The organism is Caballeronia choica (assembly GCF_001544535.1).
Taxonomy (GTDB): Bacteria; Pseudomonadota; Gammaproteobacteria; order Burkholderiales; family Burkholderiaceae; genus Caballeronia; species Caballeronia choica.
This window is the reverse complement of the sequence record NZ_FCON02000467.1, coordinates 1-1,324: the sequence shown is the minus strand read 5'-3', so window position 1 is coordinate 1,324 and position 1,324 is coordinate 1. Positions and strand designations below refer to the sequence as shown.

General features: G+C 60.4%; 1 protein-coding gene. It reads right to left on the bottom strand.

Annotated features, from left to right (window positions below; all coding sequences use genetic code 11):
• Nucleotides 1-28: 28 nt before the first annotated feature.
• Nucleotides 29-991, bottom strand: coding sequence for a TauD/TfdA dioxygenase family protein (locus AWB68_RS45030; RefSeq protein WP_087650466.1), 963 nt, complete (start codon nucleotides 989-991; stop codon nucleotides 29-31).
• Nucleotides 992-1,324: the final 333 nt, after the last annotated feature.

Here is a 1,324-nt window from a genome sequence, read left to right as displayed (position 1 = left end):
CCTGGAATTGCCGAGGGAGCCGGTCGGCTCAGGCCAGCGGGGTGCCCGTAAGGGTGGCGCGCAGCATCTTTCTTGGCGCATTGCCGTAGTCCGCCACGGCGTAGTGCTGAACCAGCAGGTTGTCCCACATGGCAACCGTGTTGGTTCTCCATTTCAGACGCACCTGGTATTCCGGAATCGCGGCCTGAGAGGTCAGATAGTTCAGCAGATGTTGCGCCTCCGGCATGAAGTCCTGGCCGTACCGGATGTCCTCGAAGTTGTAGAAATTCGAGAAATGGGTCGTGAATATCGAGTTGACGAACAACACCTTTTCGCCCGTCTCGGGATGGGTGAGCACCACCGGGTGCTCGACGGCGGGGTTCTTCGCGGCCATCGCGTGACGTTCTGCGATCGGGAACTGCGCGCCAAAGGCGTGTTCGGCACTGTGCTTGGCGTACAGGCCGTCGATCCGTTGCTTGATGGTGTCGGGCAGCTTTTCGTAGGCCATCACCATGTTGGACCAGATGGTGTCGCCGCCGGTGTCCGGACCCAGTTCGCAGCGCAACACCGCGCCGCGGGGGGGCGCCTTCTTGTAGGTGACATCGGTATGCCAGACGTTTTCGCGGCTGGCTTTTTCGACGAAGCCCTGGGGCTTGCCCGGGTCGAGATTGCGGTACAGCATCAGCAACTTGTCCGCTTCCGGATGGCTCGGAGCAAGCGGATGGGCTTCCAGTCCGGCGAATTGCGCGGCGAAATTCTGTTGCTCCATCGGCGTAATGTTCTGATCGCGGAAGAACAGCACTTTATGCTTGAGCCACAGCGCCCGGATTTCGGCGATGGCGTCAGGATCCTGGGCGGCATCAGCGAGGCTGATATTGCTGAGTTCGGCGCCGATGGCGGGCGTGCAAATCTCCACCTTGATCGAATGCTGGCGCACCGATGGCCGGACAATGGCCGGTGCCATGGGCGTGGCTTGTGAAGTCGTGTTTTGGGTTACAGCGCTTGATGTCATTGATGTCTCCAGTCTGTGTTTTGTGCGGCGGCAAGTCATGCGTGCGTCCGGCAGATGTAGCTGGCTCCTGTCAGCACGGCAGGGGATCGCTTCATCGGTGCCACGAGAGTCATAATAGGGAGTTCGGCCGCGGTGCCATTGATTTAGCGCGACAATTTCTTTGCGTATTGGGACGCGAGGCCAGCACCTATGACTGGAAAGCCGATAGCGGTAACGCGACCGTGCAGTCCGGGCGGTAAAGTCGGCGATCGCGGAAGCAGGTGGAGATCTGTAACGTCAGGGATGTGCGGGGTGCGGCCGGTTCAGGCCGTGTGGCTGGCTGGGATGACGAAG

Bases quoted from the DNA above. Each gene is read 5' to 3' on its own strand.
- AWB68_RS45030 (WP_087650466.1), bottom strand. From the start codon at position 991: ATGACATCAAGCGCTGTAACCCAAAACACGACTTCACAAGCCACGCCC.